Source organism: Sporosarcina sp. Y1011 (assembly GCF_057669885.1).
The window spans coordinates 27,130-44,803 of the sequence record NZ_JBYHFP010000008.1 but is presented as its reverse complement, the minus strand read 5'-3'; the positions used below and the strand labels follow the sequence as shown (position 1 = coordinate 44,803).

At 39.8% G+C, this 17,674-nt stretch carries 14 protein-coding genes and 1 other annotated feature; of the genes, 11 read left to right on the top strand and 3 right to left on the bottom strand.

Annotated features, from left to right (window positions below; all coding sequences use genetic code 11):
• The first annotated feature begins 785 nt into the window (after positions 1–785).
• On the top strand, positions 786–1,367 hold the full coding sequence (locus AC25Y5_RS11310; RefSeq protein ID WP_488140383.1) for a hypothetical protein: 582 nt from the start codon (positions 786–788) through the stop codon (positions 1,365–1,367).
• Here AC25Y5_RS11310 and AC25Y5_RS11305 read toward each other — a convergent pair.
• The gene (locus AC25Y5_RS11305; protein WP_488140382.1) at positions 1,335–1,526 is read right to left on the bottom strand and encodes a hypothetical protein; all 192 of its coding nucleotides are present in this window, start codon (positions 1,524–1,526) and stop codon (positions 1,335–1,337) included. The two genes, AC25Y5_RS11310 and AC25Y5_RS11305, sit on opposite strands and share 33 nt — an antisense overlap.
• A 67-nt stretch (positions 1,527–1,593) precedes the next feature.
• Positions 1,594–1,869, top strand: a binding site (T-box leader).
• 104 nt (positions 1,870–1,973) lie between these two features.
• Here AC25Y5_RS11305 and AC25Y5_RS11300 point away from each other — a divergent pair.
• The 4 genes from AC25Y5_RS11300 (at position 1,974) to AC25Y5_RS11285 (ending at position 7,002) form a co-directional block, all read left to right on the top strand.
• The gene (locus AC25Y5_RS11300; RefSeq protein WP_488140381.1) at positions 1,974–4,619 is read left to right on the top strand and encodes a valine--tRNA ligase; all 2,646 of its coding nucleotides are present in this window, start codon (positions 1,974–1,976) and stop codon (positions 4,617–4,619) included.
• 217 nt (positions 4,620–4,836) lie between these two features.
• Positions 4,837–5,256, top strand: coding sequence for a PulJ/GspJ family protein (locus AC25Y5_RS11295; protein ID WP_488140380.1), 420 nt, complete (start codon positions 4,837–4,839; stop codon positions 5,254–5,256).
• A gap of 37 nt (positions 5,257–5,293) precedes the next feature.
• The gene (locus tag AC25Y5_RS11290; protein WP_488140379.1) at positions 5,294–5,725 is read left to right on the top strand and encodes a PilW family protein; all 432 of its coding nucleotides are present in this window, start codon (positions 5,294–5,296) and stop codon (positions 5,723–5,725) included.
• Between the two features lie 17 nt (positions 5,726–5,742).
• Positions 5,743–7,002 carry a hypothetical protein gene (locus tag AC25Y5_RS11285; protein ID WP_488140378.1) on the top strand — a complete coding sequence of 420 codons (1,260 nt, stop codon included), beginning with the start codon at positions 5,743–5,745 and terminating at the stop codon, positions 7,000–7,002.
• Between the two features lie 269 nt (positions 7,003–7,271).
• Here AC25Y5_RS11285 and AC25Y5_RS11280 read toward each other — a convergent pair whose 3' ends face one another.
• Entirely contained in the window at positions 7,272–8,063 is a 792-nt protein-coding gene (locus AC25Y5_RS11280) for an ATP-grasp domain-containing protein (protein ID WP_488140377.1), read from the bottom strand.
• The gene (locus AC25Y5_RS11275; protein ID WP_488140376.1) at positions 8,060–8,926 is read right to left on the bottom strand and encodes an ATP-grasp domain-containing protein; all 867 of its coding nucleotides are present in this window, start codon (positions 8,924–8,926) and stop codon (positions 8,060–8,062) included. The genes AC25Y5_RS11280 and AC25Y5_RS11275 overlap by 4 nt, the downstream gene beginning before the upstream one ends.
• A gap of 61 nt (positions 8,927–8,987) precedes the next feature.
• Here AC25Y5_RS11275 and AC25Y5_RS11270 point away from each other — a divergent pair, with 61 nt between their 5' ends.
• From AC25Y5_RS11270 to AC25Y5_RS11245, 6 genes are all read left to right on the top strand, one after another.
• Entirely contained in the window at positions 8,988–10,193 is a 1,206-nt protein-coding gene (locus AC25Y5_RS11270; protein ID WP_488140375.1) for a bifunctional folylpolyglutamate synthase/dihydrofolate synthase, read from the top strand.
• A 117-nt stretch (positions 10,194–10,310) separates the two neighbouring features.
• On the top strand, positions 10,311–12,014 hold the full coding sequence (locus AC25Y5_RS11265; protein ID WP_488140374.1) for a sensor domain-containing diguanylate cyclase: 1,704 nt from the start codon (positions 10,311–10,313) through the stop codon (positions 12,012–12,014).
• A 24-nt stretch (positions 12,015–12,038) separates the two neighbouring features.
• Positions 12,039–13,748, top strand: coding sequence for a sensor domain-containing diguanylate cyclase (locus AC25Y5_RS11260; protein ID WP_488140373.1), 1,710 nt, complete (start codon positions 12,039–12,041; stop codon positions 13,746–13,748).
• Positions 13,749–14,165: 417 nt separating this feature from the next.
• On the top strand, positions 14,166–14,615 hold the full coding sequence (locus AC25Y5_RS11255) for a hypothetical protein (RefSeq protein WP_488140372.1): 450 nt from the start codon (positions 14,166–14,168) through the stop codon (positions 14,613–14,615).
• Positions 14,616–14,622: 7 nt separating this feature from the next.
• Entirely contained in the window at positions 14,623–15,987 is a 1,365-nt protein-coding gene (locus AC25Y5_RS11250; RefSeq protein WP_488140371.1) for a VanW family protein, read from the top strand.
• 26 nt (positions 15,988–16,013) lie between these two features.
• Positions 16,014–17,672 carry a GspE/PulE family protein gene (locus tag AC25Y5_RS11245; RefSeq protein ID WP_488140370.1) on the top strand — a complete coding sequence of 553 codons (1,659 nt, stop codon included), beginning with the start codon at positions 16,014–16,016 and terminating at the stop codon, positions 17,670–17,672.
• Positions 17,673–17,674: the final 2 nt, after the last annotated feature.

Sequence of the window (17,674 nt, the reverse complement as noted above, 5' to 3'; positions counted from 1 at the left end):
CTTGGAAATCGCTATTTTCACTGGATTATTTCCGGCCCGCTTTCGGCGAATTAATCCACTACACTTATACCGAGGGGCAAGTGTGGCAAGAAGTGACTCCGTCACTTCTTGCCACACTCTTTTCGGTTATACTGTTGTGATTAATCGCCTGTCGCGTTCCTACAATATTCAAGTGGAAAATGAAAATGCAGTTAATTTGAAAGAAAAGAATAGGTTACTTTCTATAAAGAGTGTAAGTGCCCGAAAATGCAATTTCGGGCACTATAGCACTTGTACATTGTATTTTCTGCTTACTATTAAAAAAGATTAAGTAATGCTTTATATGAAAGTGACACTTCCCTTAAATAAAAACTGAGAAACTATAGTAGAAGGCTTAGGCGGCCAAAATTGTATCTTTGGCCGCTCCTCTACAGGTAAGAAGCGAGCTATTCTTTCGTACCGAAAAGCTTCAGTACTTCTAGTACTTGTGTATTTGGAGTGCGGTGGATGAACAAACACCATAAGATTACCGAAAAAGTAAGTAGGGATGCGACGAAGTCGCATCCCTACTTATTAAGACACCTCGATAATGGTATAGTAGTTGTTCAATCTAAAGTAATCCAAATGAAACTGTACACGTAGTGCCCCGTTTGTAATTAAGTTAATTACTGTTATTTTACAAATTAAATACAAATCCCCTGACTTGTTAAATGGTCAGGGGATTTTTTGTTCACTCAATATATTCTTCTATCAAGACGCTGTCGCGCATACAATTGTTTGTGAAGGAATAGAAGGAGGGAACGTATATGGAGATAAAACAGTGGCCAATGCAGGAAGACTTTTACTTCCCTGAACATGCGGGCATACCTACAGGGGGTCAATCAGTCACGGTAACTCCAAGATATACCGAAGAAAGAACGGAAGATGCAGTCCGGTTGACAGGCATTTACCACATTGCGGCGAATGTTGAATTTGATGATGGGGTCCTGCGTTCAGCAGAACTCGATGATTCGTATATTCTCATTGATGATGTTGAGTTGGATGGCAAAGAGGGTTACTTTGAATACGCAGTCCCACTCAATATTGATCTACCTCCCGAAACAGAGAGCACGTTGAATGTAGTAACGACCCATGCGACGGGCAAATCTGACGGACAAGGTACTTACGGTATTGTCTGGCATGTGGAGTGTTCGTACACAAAAGCGGTCGCGCAAGTGGAGGAGCCTGAAGTTGAAGTAAATGTAGTAGAGGCGACTCCAATCGCAATAATAGAAAGCACTTCATTCACAGAGGCGGACGAAGTGCTCTCATTCATTATGGAACTAACAGATGGGATATCGACGACTGTATTCCGTTCAAATGATGTTTTTGTAAAGAGCGAAAGCTAATCCACAGAGAAGACACAACAGTAGAAAATCACCGGTTGTTGGAACGAGTAATAATCGTATCAATTGAAAAACACAAAGTGGGATAATAATTCCTTTGCAGTAAAATCGGGTTTTCCGAAGCCAAGGCGGTAGAAGATAAGGGTTATATGATCTTCGCATAACACAATCCTTTCGTAATTTACTTGACGTTTCATAAGCAGTTCCGTTACAATTATAGTAATTGTATAGAGATGCGATGATTGGGATAGTACGTGAATTGATTGGACTAAAGAGAGGGTTCCGGTGGTGAAAGGGCCTGTCGATTATTTGCTGAATGTAACCCGTGAGCAGTTTCCGTGAATAAGCTGTTTTCAGCATGAAAATCAGCAACATTAGGTTTTCAGCATGAATACAGCTAACAGTAGCGGGAGCCGGTTTGAAGCCGTTATCGAAGTTTGAGGTGCACTGTACTTTTGTGTGCACGAATAAAGGTGGTACCGCGAACAGCTCCTTCGTCCTTTAAGGCGATAGGAGTTTTTTTGTGTGGGCCCACAGGAAGTGGGTCATGCAGCCTTAAGCAATTAGCCGATGTGGCTTTTTTTTGTATCTATTAAAGGAGGAACCAACATGACAAATGAAAACACGTCGATGCCGACGAAATACGATCCGAAGACCATTGAAGCAGGTCGCCATGACTGGTGGCTGAAAGGTAAATATTTTGAAGCACAACCTAAGAGCGATAAAAAACCTTACACAATCGTTATTCCACCGCCGAATGTTACAGGTAAACTACACCTTGGCCACGCATGGGATACAACGCTACAAGACATATTGACACGCATGAAGCGGATGCAAGGCTATGATGCTCTATGGCTTCCGGGAATGGACCATGCTGGAATTGCAACACAAGCACGCGTTGAAGCAAAACTTCGTGAAGAGGGAACGACACGCTATGATTTAGGGCGTGAGAAATTTCTTGAAGAAACATGGAAATGGAAAGACGAATATGCAGGACATATCCGTGAACAATGGGCGAAACTTGGTTTGGGGCTTGATTATACACGTGAACGATTTACCTTGGATGAAGGACTTTCGAAAGCGGTACAGGAAGTTTTCGTAAAACTCTACAACAAAGGGTTAATTTACCGCGGTGAATATATTATAAACTGGGATCCCGCTACGAAAACGGCTATATCTGATATCGAAGTCATCCACAAAGACATTCAGGGTGCTTTCTATCATATGCGTTACCCATTGGCAGACGGAACGGGCAGTATCGAAATTGCAACAACTCGACCTGAAACAATGCTTGGAGATACTGCGGTTGCAGTTCATCCTGAAGATGAGCGTTATAAACATTTAATCGGTAAAACGGTTAAATTACCGATTGTCGGTCGCGAAATTCCAATTATTGCAGATGATTACGTGGATATGGAATTCGGAAGTGGCGCGGTTAAAATTACACCTGCACATGACCCGAATGACTTTGAAATCGGTAACCGCCACAATCTCCCACGTGTTCTCGTGATGCATGAAGATGGTTCGATGAATAAGCTTGCCGGCAAATACGAAGGAATGGATCGCTTCGAATGCCGTAAAGAAATCGTCAAAGACTTGCAGGAGATGGGTGTTCTATTTAACATTGAAGAACATAATCATTCTGTCGGTCATTCCGAGCGTAGTGGTGCAGTCGTTGAACCGTATTTATCGACACAATGGTTCGTTAAAATGCAGCCACTTTCTGATGAAGCGATCAAGCTACAAGATACGGAAGGCAAAGTAAACTTTGTACCGGACCGTTTCGAAAAAACGTATTTAACATGGATGGAAAATGTCCATGACTGGTGTATTTCCCGTCAATTATGGTGGGGCCACCGCATTCCAGCTTGGTACCACAACGAAACTGGCGAAATATATGTCGGTCAAGAAGCGCCGGCTGACAGTGAAAACTGGAGTCAGGACAATGATGTACTCGATACATGGTTCTCATCTGCGCTTTGGCCGTTCTCAACAATGGGCTGGCCGGATCTCGACAACGAAGAATTTAAACGCTATTATCCAACAGATGCACTCGTAACAGGCTACGATATCATTTTCTTCTGGGTATCACGGATGATTTTCCAAGGAATCGAGTTTACAGAACAGCGTCCATTTAAAGATGTCTTAATTCACGGGCTCGTTCGCGCTGAAGATGGCCGTAAAATGTCTAAATCGCTTGGCAACGGCGTTGACCCAATGGATGTCATCGATAAATACGGCGCGGATGCACTGCGCTACTTCTTATCGACAGGTTCTTCACCTGGGCAGGATCTACGCTACTCAACTGAAAAAGTTGAATCCGTCTGGAACTTTGCCAATAAAATCTGGAATGCATCCCGTTTCGCACTCATGAATATGGATGGCATGACATACGATGAAATTGATTTAACAGGTGAAAAATCCGTAGCAGACGCATGGATCTTAACGCGGTTGAATGAAACAATCGACCAAGTGACGAAGTTAGCAGATCGCTATGAGTTCGGTGAAGTCGGCCGCGCACTCTATAACTTCATCTGGGATGATTTCTGTGACTGGTACATCGAAATGGCGAAACTGCCATTATACGGTGAAGACGAAACAGCGAAGAAAATGACGCGCTCGATTCTTGCTTATGTGCTCGATAACACGATGCGTTTGTTACATCCGTTCATGCCTTTCATCACAGAAGAAATATGGCAGAACCTACCCCATGAAGGTGAATCAATCACAGTCGCGGCGTGGCCGGTTGCGGATGAAGCTCTAACTGATAAAGCGCGTGCAACGGATATGAAACTGTTGATGGACATTATCCGTGCTGTACGTAATATCCGTGCAGAAGTAAACACGCCACTCAGCAAAAAGGTTCCACTCTATATTTCAGCTAAAGACGATGCGACTGTAGCCGTGTTAGAAGCAAACCGCAGCTACATCGAACGTTTCTGTAACCCTGAGACATTGACACTCGGAAACGGTATCACAGCACCAGGTAAATCGATGTCAGCGGTCGTTACAGGAGCAGAACTGTTCTTGCCACTTGAAGGGTTGCTCAACATAGACGAAGAACTTGCGCGTCTAACAAAAGAACTTGCGAAATGGCAAAGCGAAGTAAAACGCGTCCAAGGCAAACTCTCCAACGAACGCTTCATGTCGAAAGCACCTGAAGCAGTTGTTGAGGAAGAGAGAGCTAAAGAAAGTGACTATCTAGAAAAATACGCGGCAGTTGAACGGCGTATGCAGGAATTGAAGGAAATCTGATAAACATGAAACACCCTACCACAATTTAATTTGTGGTAGGGTGTTTTTTGTAGGGTTAACTTTGATTGATAATAACAGGATGTGGTAAAATAGATGTATAAGAGAGAGTAGTAGAGTTGTATTTTTTTGAGATTATAGGTTTAACGGCTTAGTAGAGTTCGTTTTATGCAAATATAAATTAACAGATTTACTAATAACAAATGAAGGGGGAGTGTCTGTGAAAAAGCAATTTCAAAATGATAATGGAATGACATTGGTTGAAATATTAGCAGCGCTCGTCATTCTTGGTATTGTATTTATTGGATTTATGACGGTTTTCCCACAAATGACTGCATTTAATCAAAAGACTGGAGATAAACTTGAAACGATGAATTCAGCGAAGATTGAACTTGCTGATTGGAAGAACGGTATATATTCCTTAAGCGATTTTGATGAGTACCCAGTGGTAACTATTGATAGGGACAAAGCAAGACGATTCCCCGGAGATGTTGAAAACTCTGAAATTGACTTTTATGAGTTGGAAGTTTTAAAAGGAAATACCCATGAAGGCTCTGTTTCGTTACATAAAATTCATATTAAGATTTTAAGAGAAGGTAAAATTATAAGTGAAACATATGGATATATTGAAGTAAGATAAGGGAATAGGTGATTAAGGAATGGAGAGGAGAATAATAGTGAAGAAAAATGAATCCGGTATGACGCTTGTTGAAGCTTTAGCCACACTTACAATTCTCTCCATGGTAGTTGTTCTTATTTGGACGACCTTCTCCATCTTGGCAAAACATAACATCATGGAAACAACTAAACTCCAATTACAGCAAGAAGCGAATTATATATTAACAGAAATACAACAGCAACATCGTCAGTTGGAATGTTATCAATTAGACATAGAAGAAGATAGAGTTCAACTTTTTAATTGCGACATAACTCCAGAGCTTATTAAAGTGATTGGAAAAAGTTATAAATATACAGAATATAATTCTGGTGAAATTAAGCCAAAAGAAGATAACTTATCTTTCACTTTAACTGTAGAGGATCCTAAGGAAAATAGTAAACTTAAGGTTGAAGTAGAGACAAATATTTCACGCTACAAATCCTATAACTAATAGGGAGGATGATTTTGATGAAACATAAAGGAAATGAACAAGGATACGCCATGGTCATAGTACTACTGCTCATCGTAATCATTACAATCTCTTCTGCGGTATTTATGAGAGCCTCAATCAGCAATGCTAAACAGGAAAAAACCATCGACATGAATAGTATGGCTGTTGTGGCAGCGGAGATGGGGGTGGATTATTATAAAACAAAATTGCAAATAGAAGAACGAAAGGTGTATAAAGGAACTAAAAATAAAATATTGGAAGCGTTCAATGATTGTATAAACAATCCAGATTTAAATTGTGATAACGCAGATTCATTCAATGCTATTAAGAAAAATATAATTGATGAAAAATATTTTTCGGAATTTTCTAATATACTAGATGGCTTGGAAAAAGAAGATTCAACAATTATTAATAATGCCAATCCATCAATAAAATATGTTTTGAGTGATTACTCCAATCCGATAAAATACGTTTTGAGTGACAACGCCAATTCGACAAAAAACGGGGAGTATATACAGATACATTTTACAGTAGATGGGTCATCAGCAACAAAATCCAACGTCCCACTTAAAGTCAGTCTGGATTTTAAATTACCTGATTTTTATCAAGTAATAAAAGCATCTAGTTCTGAATCCAATCCTGTCACACTACCAGAGGATATATACGATTATTTCATAGACGAGGCTCATTTTACGGAGCAGGACCCCTGTGTAAAGAATAATGATTGCGCTAATAGCGGGAATTATTTTTCAGAAGGTCTAAAGAATAATATCAATAACATAATTATTGATAAAAAAAACGAAACTAGTCTAGTTTGGCTTCATAAAGGCAAAATTGAAGTTATCAACTTAAAAGAAATCAACTTTACATTGGTTGTTCAATCGCTTAATATAAAAAATCATCTAACAAATGTTAAAGGTAATTTAGTACTTATTGGAGAAACGGGGAAGAAGGGTACCTTAGAAATCGGTAAGAACATTAGTTTAGAATCAAGGGGTAAAGTATGTATAAATATAGATGGTTACGAAAATGAAGTGATAGAATCTATTGATTTCTCAAGCATAGTCGACAATCAAGTAAGTTTTTATTCGAACAATTCTGATGTCGAATGGCCAATAAACGTAAAAGATAGTCAAAAACAAACAGGCTCGTTGATTAATTTTGTGAAAAATTGTAGTGGTCTTCCTCTTTCAAAGCCCGAACCTACAGGAGAGGATTTACCAGGTTACAACGAAGTCAGTGAAGACATACTATTTGAAATAGATGTAACCTATTAACGTGTGAAAGATACCAGTAGTGAGTAGGGAGGTACAGATTTAGGGTGCCAGATTATAAAGAAACAGAATTGTTTTATAATCCGGTAATTTTTTGATGTAGGCAACCCGAATCCGACTTTTTCATTGTGCTTTTCTGCCATTTCTGAAATGATTTTCATTGCACTAAGGCAGACCTGACATGGTTAGTTATAAAAAATCGATGATGAGAAAGAGATAAACAGGAGTGGTATTTCTTCTGTCCGTCTCTTTTTTGCATAAAATCCAATATTTCATATCACCTGCCTTTTTATGTGTTCCATCAGTCTTTCTGCAACCGAAAAATCATGCGTCACATACAACGACCTCGCCCCAACAGGATCCTCAATCTCATTCAACATCCATCTACCATCTGGCAACAACAAAAAATCTATCCCAACGTAATCACTTTTTATCGCATTTGCAATCGTTACCACATCTTTTTCCTGCCATTTAGAAAGTTTATATTTTTCAACTGAACCGCCAAGCGTATAATTCGATTTAAACGAACCGTTTCCAGTCCGTTTTACAGCACCGGCCACTTCTTTACCAATCATAAATACCCGTACATCTCGCGCTCCAGATTCGATAAATGGTTGTACAATTAGTTTACGGTCAGGGAACTGAAGGAAAAACGATTCAGCATCAGCTTCTGACGTACAAAGAAATACTTCATTACCTCCATGTCCATCAACCGTTTTCAACACACATGGATACTTCCCGATTTCATCAATGGAACGAATCTTTAATGTTGGGACTGAAGGTATCCCGAGCAGGGTAGCTAGTTCAAATGTCTGCAATTTATCGTTCGCAATTCGATTCACTGCTGCGCGGTTGAACAACCGGATGCCTGCTGCTTCGAATTTTTCGACCAATTCGGTATTACGATCCCGAAAAAGGATGAATTCTGCATCTGCATCAGGTTGTTCGTCTTCAATTAGTAAGCGGAGTTCGATTCCAATTTTTTTCGATTCATTCATTAAATCATCAATGAATGCATGGTTCCTAACCGATTCGGCCTCTGTGTAATACACATAGCCCTTCATGCAAGCTTCCTCAATATATACGCAATCATCGCATCTGCAACATTAATGCCCGTGACGTTGTAGATATTACGTATGTGGGCGGCTGCATTCACTTCACAGACAAGCGGCTCTTCGTTGTCACCGAACAATAAGTCGACACCCGCGAACTCCGCTCCGACTGCGTGGGCAGCTTGTATCGCTAACGTTTTTTGTTGGTCTGTAAGTTCGATAACTGTTGCAACACCACCGTTTGTAATATTCGCCCGGAAATCAGTTTCGGAATGGCGGTACATTGCCGCGACAATTTCACCGCCTACAATATTCACGCGAATATCTCGTCCTCTGCTGTTTGCGATGAACTGCTGAAATATATAGTCGACGCCACGCAATTCATCTGTCTTGTCATAAAACTGCTCCTCCGTCTCAATCAAATACACCTTCATGCCAAATGAACCATGGCCTTCTTTAATAATCATCGGTAAGCCAAGCGTTTTCAACACTTGTTCATAGTAACCTGAATCTTTGATTGTGAAATTAGGATATACTTTAGGTGCAATAATCGTCTCAGGCATTGGAACACCTTGTTTCGATAGTTTAAGGTATTGTTTCGCTTTGTTATCACATGTTTCAATCACATCCGGATCGTTAAAAACAGGAATCCCAGCGTTTTTAAGAAACGTCGCGAGCAGAATATCTTTATCTAAAAAGACAACAAAGTCTGGGCGATTCTCCAGATTTGTATCTAAATTCATCATCACTTCATAATTCTTCTTAATTTCAGTATTTACACCCGCGCGTTCCGCCGCTTCTTTTAGCAGTTCAGCCTGATCTATAAATTTTTCACTCGTTAAACTACCATTATAAATTACCCAACAACTTAGCATTATGTACCTCCGGAAATGATATACTTTTTCTATCTAGATTCTAACATACGGAGGGATAGTTTTGATTCCAAAGATGAATGTATATAAAAATCGATGGGCAATTGACAGCGAAGATTCTATCAAACCTGGTTTAATGGCGATGCAAGATGCGCTTGCAAAAATGGGTAATCCAGAAAAACAATTACAAATCATTCATGTAGCGGGTACGAATGGCAAGGGCTCGACGATTGCTTTTATGGAAGCAATATTAAGGGAACATGGTTTGTCGACAGGTGTGTTTTCATCGCCTGCGATTATCGATCTACATGATCAAATACGAATGAATGGTAAATCGATTTCTGAAGAAGAACTGGATATATCATTTCGCGCAATGAAAAAGGCTGGATTAAGCGGACTTTTAACTGACTTTGAATTACTTACTGTCGCTGCATTTGTCACATTTAGTCGATTATCACCTGATTATATTCTGCTAGAAACGGGGATGGGGGGCTTACTAGACAGTACGAATGTTGTGACACCACGTGTTTCTGTCATTACATCTATTGCGCTCGATCATACTGCATTTCTAGGGGCGACACTTGCGGAAGTAGCAAGCCATAAAGGTGGCATTATTAAAGAAGGTGTCCCAGTTGTAGTAGGACCTTTGCCTGATGAGGCGCTAAGTGTAGTACAAGATATCTCTAAAAAGGTAGGAAGTCTTTCATTCTATTATGGAAAACAGTTTGCGATGGATCAAGATAAATTTAGTGGGATCAATAGATTTCAAATGGCTGAACGAAAGATGAAAGGGGCACATCAAGGCGTCAATGCGGCAGTTGCGATTGAATCACTGTTGGTTGCGGGTATTTCACTTACGGAGAGATTGGTGTCTAGAGCGGTTGCTACAGCCCAACTTGCATACCGGTTTCAAGAAGTCGCGCCTGGTGTATTCATGGATGGTGCGCATAACCCGGCTGCCGCAAAAGTTCTAGCGGATACGATTCGCTCTGAATTTCCGGGAGAAAAAGTAGATTTTGTCATCGGAATGCTAAAAGGCAAAGATATCGAGAAAACGCTTGATGAGCTAATTCCTGTGGCAGCCTCTTTCACATTCCTGACTTTCCCACATCCGCAGGCGGCAACCGGTGAAGAGTTAATGGAATATTGCCATCACAAAGTTAAAAAGGTGACAAATAGCGATAGTGATACTATAATACCATTATCGAGAAATAGTGAGAAGCTAATAGTCACAGGGTCGCTTTATTTGATAACGAGCCTTATGAACTAGTTTTTGGATTTGACATTGCATCCAACTTGGACGGTAGTGACAAATATGAAAAAAATGTTAAAATTTCAATTGATTCTTTCTTTTTCTAACTAATTAACTGTAGGGGTGGGTACTGTAATGAAGGCTATTAATAGTTCCATCATACGTTATTTCATTCTTTGGTTAGTTATCGTTCCACCGGGCTTGGTCTATATTTTATGGAATTACCCGCCAAACAAGGTAGATTGGTCAATTGTAGCAACGTTCACTGTACTAGGATTTTTCACAGTATATTATCCGATTTTGAGAAATGGTACCCCTGTATTCCTAGTAATGTGGGTGACAGTGCCCGCGTTCTTAATGTACGGACTCTTTGTTGAAATAATCCTTATGCAAATTTCAATCGTAGCAATTATCCTCACATTACCTAGTAAATTGCCTTTGATGCAACGATTTTATTTTAATTCGATACTCTTTTTTATTTTATCGATCATTGCATCCTCGGTGTTTTACTTCTTTGGTGGGAAGATAGGTTCTGTTGAGTTTTGGCCAATTATTTTGGCTGTCTTCGTCTATCAATTAGTACACACAATCGTTAATGATATCTTGCTTAAAATATATGCGACATTTAAAAGAATTAATTCACCGTTCTTTTCAAAAGATGTATGGTTCGATTACGCTTTAATTCTGGTCATACTTCCATTGTCGCTTACGTTATATTATTTATTGCAGTTAGTCGGAATGGGTGCATTCGTCTTACTGGCAGTACCCTTTTTCTTTATAACGCTCGTGATTCGTCTTTATAATAATTCGGAAAAAGTCAACATCAATTTACAACAAGTGGGGGATATCGGTCACGGATTATCAGACTTAGTAACTGAAAAAGATGTCATTGATCAGTTCGTTAGGAAAGTTTCAGACATGTTCGATGCGGATCAGGTGTATCTTTTTGATAATAAAGAAGGTTGGCTTGAACTGATCCGTTCCTACGAAAATAATAAGTTTGTAACGATTGATTTTGCACTATTATCTTCGGGACAAGGGATTGCTGGGTCGGTTCTCCAGCATAACAAAGCTGTTATCTATTCGCGGCGGAAGGAATGGGAAACCATTTCGAAAGACTATGTTCCTGATGATATGCAAAGTGTTCTATGTGTCCCTATTTCGCGGAATCAGGTAATTGAAGCGGTATTACTATTATCTTCAGAGAAAAAATCTTCATTTAATGAATATCAACTAAACATTCTCGACTTACTCTGTTCTTATTTTACTGTTTCAGTGGAGAAAGTACGGTATTTGCAGGAAGCGCTCTCAAAGAGTGAACGCTGTGCGCTCACCAAACTTTATAACTATAAGTATTTAGAAGACAGGTTAGGCTATGAAATGGACAGGTTAAATGATAAGGAAATAGATGACCTTTCAGTAGTTATGCTCGATATCGATCACTTTAAAAAAGTGAATGATACGTATGGACATCAGAGCGGTAATGATATTCTAACGATGTTAGCCAGAAAACTAGAGGACTCGCTACCCGCAGGTGGGACTGTAGGACGCTACGGGGGAGAGGAATTCGTTTTCATTTTACCTGGCATGAAGAAAGCAGAAGCGGTCGAATTCGCAGAAAATCTACGTACTGCAATTGGTGGTTATGGATTTACGATTATCCAGGACTTAGCCGAAGATAAGAACCCAATGAAAGTGAATATCACGTCCAGTATCGGTGTTTCTTCTGCCCCAGTAGATACAGACGACGCAATGACGCTGTTGCGAAATGCTGACCGTGCACTATATTTGGGAGCGAAGCATGCAGGTCGTAATCGGGTTGCGGAATATGTCAAATGAGTAGATTGAGGAGGATTAAGTAGAATGACGATAACAAAAAAGCAATATTCTATAATATTTATTCTTTGGTTAATCGTTGTTCCATTAGGCTTTTTCCTGGCGCGCAATTTTTATAATTCAAATGAAGTCAACTGGTTGAATCTGTTGATATTATTCGCACTATTAGTAATAACGATGATGGTACCTTTGAAGTTAAATAAAATGTCAGTTTCATTGGAGCGGTGGATTACATTCACTGTTTTTTTTCAATACGGTGTATTTGCGGAATTATTATTTACACAAATCGCGATGTTTCTACTACTATTTACTAGAAAGTCAGATTTACCTCCTATTTATCGATTTCTCGTGAATTCGTTGATCTTTACACCTGTTTCATTACTAAGTGCAACGATTTTTCATTATGCGGGAGGCGTAATTGGTTCGCTGGATTTCATGATTATTTGTTTCTTGGGGCTTTTATATGCTGTGAGTTATTCTGTTTTGAATAGCATAATTATGCAAGTGTATTTAGCTTTTGAAACCGGAACGTTTTCAATTATAGAAAAGTATATTGCATGGGATTTTGTTTCAACAATGCTGGTACTCCCTTTTAGTATTGGACTATACTTTTTAAGTGACCATTTTGGAAATAAAGCTGTTCTCCTGATTGGCGTCCCTTTTATTCTCGTTTTATTTATAGCGAAAAAGTACAACCAATCCGATAACTTGAATGATAAACTTTCTTCAGCAAGTATCATCGGTCACGAACTAGCCCAACAACTTGGTTTCCAAGATGTGATCAGGACGTTCATCAGCAAACTGAAAGATATTGTTCCGTATGAAAGTGCATATGTCATTGACTTAAGAGCAGGAAAACAGCTAATTACACTGATGGGTTCTGAAGACGGCCTCATTTCAAAAAACGTTTATGAACTTGAATTTACATCTGAAAAATCAAGTGATGATGGATTGGAAATGGATAATCCAAAAATATACTCCAATAAAAAAGAAGCAATGGTACTTAAAAACTTCAAGTTTTCCAAAGATGTGGAAAGTGTTATGACTGCTCCAATTAAACGTCAAATGAAGACGGAAGGATTTCTGATCTTAACGTCAAAAAAGAAAAATATGTTCCAAGCACTTGAAATGAAAATTATTGATGTGTTAACGGGTTATTTTGCAATCTCGTTAGTCAAAGCACGTTATTATGAGAAAACAATCGAGCAAAGCGAACGATGCGGATTAACCAAATTGTATAACTACCGCTACCTGGAAGAAAAGTTGGACGAAGAGATGATACGTTTCCACATTGGGGAAAGTAGTACATTGTCCTTGATCATGTTGGATATCGATCATTTTAAATCTATCAATGATACATATGGTCATCAGTGTGGGAATGATCTGCTTATTGCGCTTGCGGATTTGCTTAGCTCCTATGTAACCGAAGGGGTTACCCTAGCGCGTTTCGGCGGTGAAGAATTCGTTTTTGCACTTCCGAATTTCAGTAAAAATGAGACAATTGAGCTTGCAGAAAGGATTCGAAACGAAGTGGAGCTGTCCGTGTTTCGGATCATTCCTGATTTGTCGGAAAAACGTGAACCAATTGATGTGCAAATGACAGTCAGCATTGGCGTTGCCTGTGTACCGGAAGATTCGGGGGATGCAAAAGAGCTTCTGCGCCATGCGGATCGAGCACTTTATATTGGAGGCAAGCAGGCTGGTAGGAATAAAGTTGGGGTTTACGGTAGGGAATAGATCTACATCATAGAATACTAAATGCGATAATTATCAGAGAGAAGAAGCAAAAATGCTTCTTCTTTTATTTTAACGGACTTTTTTCCTGTCTGTATAATTTTTCCGTGACAAATCATGTCGAGTCTATGATAATAGTAGTATAAGAATCATTAAATATAAAAATAGTCGGATTTTTTAATCAACTGAATCAATTTCATAATTGCTTATTTAAAGGAAGACCCTAATATTAACGAAATTTCTTAATCTATCATTCGTTTGTTCAGTTAATTATAACGGATGGAGGCGTCTCCAGAGGGAACGGCCAGGAAGAGAAAGAAGTTGACGCTTCCCAGGCGGAAAGCGTCCGCCTGAAGTGTACATCAACCTTCTTCAAATTTTAAAAGAGACTTGAATTAGTAATGAGTTAGGAGAGAACTAATGGTAAAGTATATCATTCTACTTATAGGTGCACTAATTGTCTTTCCTGTATTAATTTATATCGTTCGGCGGAAAAGTCTTGGCAATTGGATCATTCCTAGCACTTTTGCTGGATTATTAATATCCTTAATAGGGCTCATCATGCAAGAGACATTCAATCCGCTTTATGCGTTGCTTGCAATGTTTGGACTTGCGTTTGCACTATCCGTTTTGTTGGACAAGCGATCTAAGCAGGATGGAGTAGTTAAATTAAAACGACAATCAGTAAAAGATAAATTACCCGTACCTGTAGAATCGTACAGAGGCGGTGGGGATAATGAAACGGCTGCATCATTGGACGAGGAAGATGTATTTACCATTCAACCAATTGAGGATGATTTAAGCCGATGGGTGACAATGAACCGGGCAGAGAGTGAGACTTGGAATAGTGAAATTCACGATAGAAAGTAGGGTTCAGGTGGGGAATAAAGGGTTTTTAAATACGTTTATCGTAGTCATAGCAGCGACGCTCATTTTTTATGGATTTTCTTCTATTGGTGCGCTCGCAATTACCAATACCTCTTCAAAAAACTTTGGTGATCAAACCTATATTGGACCTTTCGATGTTTCGAGACAAAAAGAAAAGGCTGTCAGAGAAGAGCTGTTAGCCGATTATGCTGCACTTCAGGAAGAATTTGCGGTCAATTTGACTTATCAGGATGTCACTATAGAACTGCCACAAGAAGTGGTTGTATTTGATATAGAAAAAACGATTCAACAATCGAGTTCTGGTAAAGAGAACCCGATTATTGCGACCGTATCGGTTGAAGGATTAGAGACGGTGCTTAGACAACAATTTACAGCTATTAACTTTACGGATGATAGTATACAGTCAATCGCAACAGGTATTGAACGAGAACTTGGGACAGGCATTATGCCGCTGACTGTTCATATTACGGATTACTCCGATTTTACGGAAACTGAAGTAGCAACAGCTTCTATGTCTGCTTTAGAGCAATCGACTTCTTTCAGAAATCTAATGGCTGCACTGAACGGCATAGAAATCGCACCTTTTTCTACCTTTTCTTTACTCGATTTTATTCAAACGAATGAAACAGGACCCGTTTCGGATGAGGAATTATCTACACTAGCAACTGCACTTTATATGACGATTTTACAAACGAATTTTGTAGTAGATGAACGGAATATCAGTACAATATTTCCGTCATCTACAGACCCGGGTTTCGAAGCAGCCATTAACAAGCAACTTGGTTTGAATTTTATATTCACGAATCCAAATAAAACAACTTTTACCCTTGCGATTACATCCGCTAGCGACACGATTCATTCATCCATTACAGGCATGCCTTTCAGTTATTCTTATCAGCCGTATATTGGAAATAGTGAATCGTATGAGCCGAAAACAGTTAAGCAGTACAGTGCTTTTGTACCGAGCGGGGCAATCCGAATAGCGGATGAAGGTCAAAAAGGGATGGAAGTGAACGTCCATCGAACCATTTCATATGAAGGAGTAGTACTCGTGGATGAGGAAATTACATCTGACTTTTATGCGCCGCTGCCTAAAATTGAAATCCATACATTAATAAAAGAGACAACACAGTCTTCGGGAACTGGCAACCAAGATTCAGAGGATGGAACTACTAATGGTGGAACAGTTGATTCGCAAGGGAATCTTGTCCCATCTACTCCTTCTACTACGCAAGATTCCGAGGAACAATCAAAATCTCCGTCCCATCTAGAATCGAAGCAAGAACAGGACGAGAGTGATAGTCAAACGGATACTGACGTTCAGTATGATAAAGGTGGAAATATCATTAAATAAGCGTTCGTACGAATGGGGGGGACAGCATGACAACTGCGCGCAAAAGACTTGGTGACTTGCTTGTCGAGTCTGGTCTAATTACAGATCAACAACTGCAAACGACATTGGATGAAAAACCCGGCGATCAGAAACTGGGGGATGCGTTGCTGCAACATGGTTTTATTACCGAGCAGCAACTTATTGAAGTATTGGAGTTTCAGCTTGGAATTCCGCACGTTAATCTATATAGGTATCCGTTTGATCCAAAACTATTTAATGTCGTTCCGAAAGATTTTGCGAAACGAAATTTAATTGTCCCATTGAAAGCGGAAGAAGATAAGCTTTTTGTGGCGATGTCTGATCCAATGGATTACATTACGTTAGATGATTTGCGATTGTCCACGGGTTTTTATATTGAAACGGCGATTGCTTCAAAAGATGATATTATGCGTACAATTTCCAAGTATTATGATGAAGAGTCTTTTGATGAGCTTTTCATGGAACAGACGCCCGAGCAAAGAGAACAGCAAGATGAATTGACGGATTTGGATTCGCCGATTGTTAGGCTTGTAAATCAGCTAATGTCGTCAGCTATTACTCAAAAGGCAAGTGATATCCATTTCGACCCACAGGAACATCAGGTTGCAATCCGTTTCCGAGTAGATGGCATGTTGAAATCAGAACGTTTTTTACCGAAGCATATGCAGGCAATGGTTAGTGCGCGTATTAAAATCATGGCGAATCTCGATATAACGGAGCATCGGATACCACAAGATGGCCGCATTAAGACGAATGTGGATTTCCGTCCGATCGATCTTCGGGTTTCGACGTTACCGACGATTTATGGTGAGAAAATCGTTATGCGTATCCTCGATCTCAGCAGTTCGTTAAACGATTTGACGAAACTTGGCTTCAATCGACTGAATCTAGAACGCTTTCTGAAACAAATTGAAAAACCGAGTGGCATCGTTCTTATATCAGGACCAACCGGATCGGGTAAATCATCGACACTCTATGCGGCGCTCAATAAATTGAACACAGAAGAAGTGAATATCATTACGGTTGAAGATCCAGTCGAGTATCAGCTTGAAGGGGTAAACCAGATACAAGTAAACCCGAACGTCGGATTAACATTCGCCGCTGGACTTAGATCGATATTAAGGCAAGATCCAGATATCGTTATGGTTGGGGAAATTCGTGACCGAGAAACGGTTGAAATAGCGATTCGTGCTTCGTTAACTGGACACTTAGTGCTCAGTACCATTCATACGAATGATTCAATTGCTACAATTACAAGAATGCTAGATATGGGCGTTGAACCGTTTCTTGTGACTTCATCGCTGAATGCGGTGATTGCCCAACGACTGATTCGCCGTGTGTGCCGAGACTGCGGAAAAGAAATGGAAGCGACAAGTCGTGAAGTAGAAATTTTTGCGAAGCGTGGACTTGGAATAGAAAAAGTGATGAGGGGTGCGGGCTGCGGAGTCTGTAATATGACTGGGTATCGTGGGCGAATTGCGATTCATGAAGTACTTGTATTGGACGATGAGATGCGGGATATAATCAATAATGGCGGTTCCTCGGCGAGATTGCGAGAAATTGCAACCCGGAATAAGACAGTGTTTTTATTGGATGATGGTTTGTTGAAGGTAAAACAAGGGATTACGACGACAGAAGAAGTGTTGCGTGTCGCGTTGATTGAATAGGG

Excerpts from the sequence above, each read along its gene's own strand:
- AC25Y5_RS11275 (WP_488140376.1), bottom strand. The coding sequence starts at position 8,926 with ATGCTAAGTTGTTGGGTAATTTATAATGGTAGTTTAACGAGTGAAAAA.
- AC25Y5_RS11260 (WP_488140373.1), top strand. The coding sequence starts at position 12,039 with ATGACGATAACAAAAAAGCAATATTCTATAATATTTATTCTTTGGTTA.
- AC25Y5_RS11245 (WP_488140370.1), top strand. The coding sequence starts at position 16,014 with ATGACAACTGCGCGCAAAAGACTTGGTGACTTGCTTGTCGAGTCTGGT.
- AC25Y5_RS11280 (WP_488140377.1), bottom strand. The coding sequence starts at position 8,063 with ATGAAGGGCTATGTGTATTACACAGAGGCCGAATCGGTTAGGAACCAT.
- AC25Y5_RS11265 (WP_488140374.1), top strand. The coding sequence starts at position 10,311 with ATGAAGGCTATTAATAGTTCCATCATACGTTATTTCATTCTTTGGTTA.
- AC25Y5_RS11285 (WP_488140378.1), top strand. The coding sequence starts at position 5,743 with ATGAAACATAAAGGAAATGAACAAGGATACGCCATGGTCATAGTACTA.
- AC25Y5_RS11300 (WP_488140381.1), top strand. The coding sequence starts at position 1,974 with ATGACAAATGAAAACACGTCGATGCCGACGAAATACGATCCGAAGACC.
- AC25Y5_RS11310 (WP_488140383.1), top strand. The coding sequence starts at position 786 with ATGGAGATAAAACAGTGGCCAATGCAGGAAGACTTTTACTTCCCTGAA.
- AC25Y5_RS11305 (WP_488140382.1), bottom strand. The coding sequence starts at position 1,526 with ATGCGAAGATCATATAACCCTTATCTTCTACCGCCTTGGCTTCGGAAA.
- AC25Y5_RS11255 (WP_488140372.1), top strand. The coding sequence starts at position 14,166 with ATGGTAAAGTATATCATTCTACTTATAGGTGCACTAATTGTCTTTCCT.